This window comes from Mesorhizobium sp. M7A.T.Ca.US.000.02.2.1, from assembly GCF_003996995.1.
Lineage (GTDB): Bacteria > Pseudomonadota > Alphaproteobacteria > Rhizobiales > Rhizobiaceae > Mesorhizobium.
Genome location: NZ_RZTT01000491.1, coordinates 1 through 3,994 on the forward strand (window position 1 = coordinate 1; position 3,994 = coordinate 3,994).

Consider the following 3,994-nt stretch of genomic DNA (forward strand, 5'->3'; position numbering starts at 1 on the left):
GTTACATTATTTAATGTGCGCAGCCCCCGGAGAATTGTCATAAAGACGCGATATCGAGGCGGCTTCTTTGCCTTACAATAGCCTCGCTGCGTCTGCTTCATTTCGGGAAACCGGTAGACGGAAGGATTGTTTTACCAACCGGAGTGCCGATGGCCGCCTGGAAACAGATACTTTTTGGACTTGTGGTGCTGGTGGTGGCGGCAGCCGCCTGGCTGCGCTTTTATCCCGGCGCGCCGGACGTGCTGGCACGCTGGGGCATCGACTGGGCCTCCGCGGCAACGCCCCCGGCTGAGACCGGCGCCGCCAACGCGAAGCAGGCAAACGGCCGTAATGGCGGCAACCAGCGGGTGAACGTGGTCGCCCTTGCGGCCACTTCGGCTGTTATCAACGACCGCCTGCAGGCAATCGGCACCGGCCGTGCCAACGCCTCGGTGACCGTCAATCCCTACAGCTCCGGCCGCCTCGCCGAACTGCTGGTCGAATCCGGCAGCCATGTCGATAAGGGACAGATCCTCGCCACCCTGGATTCCGAGACCGAAGTGATCTCTCAGGACCGCGCCAAGCTCGCTTTGCAGGATGCGCAGGCCAAACTCGACCGCGTCAGGTCGCTTCGTGCCTCCAATGCCGCGACACCAGTCGCAGTGGCCGATGCCGAAGTGGTCTTGGCCGGCGCCAAGCTGGCGCTTCAGGATGCGGAACTGGCGCTGCAGCGCCGGTCGATACTGGCACCGATCGCTGGCACCGTCGGCATCCTGCCGATCTCGGCCGGCAATTATGTCACCAACCAGTCGGCCATCGCCACTCTCGACGACCGGTCCTCGATCCTGGTCGATTTCCTGGTGCCCGAGCGCTTCGCTGCCGCCGTCAAGGTCGGCGCACAGTTGACGGCGACGCCGATCGCCAATCCCAGCAATGCTTATAGCGGCACCGTTTCGGCCATCGACAACCACATCGATGAAAAGAGCCGCACCCTGCTGGTCAAGGCCAAGATCGCCAACCCAGCCGATTCGCTGCGCGCCGGCATGTCGTTCGGCATCACCATGAAATTTCCGGGGCAAATCTATCCGGCCGTCAGCCCGCTGGCGATCCTGTGGGGGTCGGACGGCGCCTATGTCTGGCAGATCGAGGATGGCAAGGCCAGGCGGGTCCCGGTGCGCATCATACAGCGCAACACCGAGACCGTGCTGATCGACGCCGAGATCGACAATGGTGACATGGTGGTCACAGAGGGCACCCAGAGCGTAAGCGAGGGCGGCGCGGTCCGCCTTGCCGGCGAAGAGCAGCGCGCCGCGGACGCCGCCGCAGGCACATGACCAGCCCCGCCAACACTGCCAGCGAGACCGGCTTCACCGCCCTGTTCATCCGCAGGCCGGTGATGGCCTTCGTGCTGAACACACTGATTGCGGTCGCCGGCCTGGCCGCCTTCTACGGCGTCGAGATCCGCGAACTGCCTGATGTCGATCGCGCGGTCGTCACCGTTTCCACCACCTTCGAGGGCGCGGCCGCCGAGACCGTCGATCGCGAACTGACCGACACCATCGAGGGCGCCGTCGCCCGCGTCTCCGGCGTCAAGTCGATCTCGTCGTCTTCCTCATTCGGCTCGAGCCGCGTCACCATCGAGTTCAACGATGGCGTCGATCTGAATGTCGCCGCCTCGGACGTGCGTGATGCTGTCGGCCGCGTCGCCAACCAGATGCCGGACACCGCCGATCCGCCGCGCATCGTCAAGGCCGACGCCAATTCCGACCCGGTGATGCGGCTGGCGGTGACCTCGGACAACATGTCGATCCAGGACATGACCGTGGTGGTCCAGGACCAGATCGAGGACGAGTTGGCCGCCGTGCCCGGCGTTGCCGACGTCCAGGTCTATGGCGACCGCGACAAGATCTTCCGCATCGACGTCGATCAGAACAAGCTGGCCAGCCTCGGCTTCACGGTTGCCGACCTCAGGGCCGCCCTTGCCTCGGTCGCCTTCGATTCCCCTGCCGGTTCGATCACCACAACCAACCAGGACCTGATCGTCCGCACGACTGCCGACGTCACCACGCCGGGAGAGTTCGAAAACATCATCATCGGCGGCACGACGCGCATCCGCGATGTCGCCACCGTCACGCTCGGCCCCGACGTCGGCCAGACCACATTGCGTTCGGATGGCAAGACCGGCATCGGCGTCGGCATCATCCGCCAGGCGGAATCGAACACGTTGGACATCTCGACCGGCGTCCAGTCCGCCGTCGCCAAGCTGCAGGAAAACCTGCCCAAGGGCATGTCGATCAAGATCACCAGCGACGACGCGGTCTTCGTCAAGGGCGCGGTGCACGAGGTCGAGATCGCGCTCGGCCTGTCCGTCACCATGGTGCTGATCGTCATCTATGTGTTTCTCCTCGACTGGCGCGCGACGCTGATCCCCGGCCTGGCGATGCCGGTCGCCATGATCGGCACCATCGCCGCCATCTATCTGGCCGGCTTCTCGGTCAACATCCTGACCCTGCTCGCGCTGGTGCTGGCGACCGGCCTGGTCGTCGACGACGCCATCGTCGTGCTCGAAAACATCGTGCGACGACGCAACGAAGGCATGGGACCGCGTGCGGCCGCTGTGCTTGGCGCGCAGGAAGTGTTCTTTGCCGTTATTGCCACCACCTTGACGCTGGTCGCCGTCTTCGTGCCGATTTCGTTCCTGCCCGGCCAGACCGGCGGCCTCTTCCGCGAATTCGGCTTCGTGCTTGCCATGTCGGTGCTCTTGTCCTGCGTGGTGGCGCTGACGCTGTGCCCGATGCTCGCCTCGCGCATGCTGACCGGCGCATCGCTCCACCACGAAGGTGGCCATGGCATGGGCGCCCGCATCGGCGGCGCGCTCAATACGGCCTACAAGCGCAGCCTGCACGCCTGCCTCGACGCGCCATGGATCGTGCTTCTGGTCGCGGTGCTGTTCGCCGGCACCGCCTTCACGCTGTTCGGCACCATCCGCCAGGAGCTGACGCCGACCGAGGACCGCGCCGCCGTGCTTCTGCGCATCAGCGCCCCGCAAGGCGTCAGCCTCGACTACACAACGCAGCAGATGCAGAAGATCGAGAGACTGATCCAGCCGATGCGCGATTCCGGCGAGATCCGCAGCACTTTCGAAAATGCCGGCCAGAACGGCTCCTACAACTCCGGCTTCATGGTGATGACGCTGGCGCCGTGGAACGAGCGCAGCCGCAGCCAGCAGGAGATCATGGCCGAGATCAGCCAGCTGACCAGGCAGGTGCCGAGCGTGCGTATCTTCCCGGTGCAGCCCAACAGCCTCGGTATCCGTGGCGCCGGCAACGGCCTGCAGTTCGCATTGGTCGGCAACGACCGCAAGGCGCTCGGCGATGCCGCCGTGAAGATCATCGCCGAGATGCAGAAGGACCCGCGCTTCCAGACACCGCGCCTGTCCATCGACCCGACGCAGCCGCAGCTCGCCGTGGCCATCGACCGCGAGCGGGCCTCCGACCTCGGCATCGACATATCAGGACTGGCCAACACCTTGCAGGCCATGCTCGACGGCAACGACGTCGTCGACGTCTACATCGCCGACCGCAGCTACGGCGTGAAGCTGGTCTCGACCACCAATCCGATCAACGATCCGACGGATCTGGAAAACATCTTTCTGAAAACAGCCGACGGACGTTTCGTGCCGATGTCGACCATCGCCACGCTGACCGAACGCGCCGTGCCGCCGTCGCTGTCGCGCGAACAGCAGCAGCCCTCTGTGGCGATCACGTCCAACCTCAGCGGCGACTTCGCGCTTGGCGATGCGCTCACCCGCGCCGAGCAAATCGCCACGCCGCTGCTGCCGCCAGGCAGCCGCATCCTGCCGCTGGCCGAGGCGGCGACGCTGGGCGAGACCAACAGCGCCATGGTCACCATTTTCGGCTTCGCGCTGGTCATCATCCTTTTGGTGCTGGCCGCGCAGTTCGAAAGTTTGGTCAGCGCCGTCGTCATCATGGCGACGGTGCCGCTCGGGCTGGCC

2 protein-coding genes are annotated in these 3,994 nt (G+C 65.0%); both read left to right on the plus strand.

Annotated elements, in window-relative coordinates:
• Positions 1-149: 149 nt before the first annotated feature.
• Positions 150-1,313 carry an efflux RND transporter periplasmic adaptor subunit gene (locus EOD15_RS30080; protein WP_127318704.1) on the plus strand — a complete coding sequence of 388 codons (1,164 nt, stop codon included), beginning with the start codon at positions 150-152 and terminating at the stop codon, positions 1,311-1,313.
• The coding region (locus EOD15_RS30085; RefSeq protein ID WP_148129706.1) for an efflux RND transporter permease subunit at positions 1,310-3,994 on the plus strand (2,685 nt) is incomplete at its 3' end. The genes EOD15_RS30080 and EOD15_RS30085, both read left to right, overlap by 4 nt.

Excerpts from the sequence above, each read along its gene's own strand:
- EOD15_RS30080 (WP_127318704.1), top strand. The coding sequence starts at position 150 with ATGGCCGCCTGGAAACAGATACTTTTTGGACTTGTGGTGCTGGTGGTG.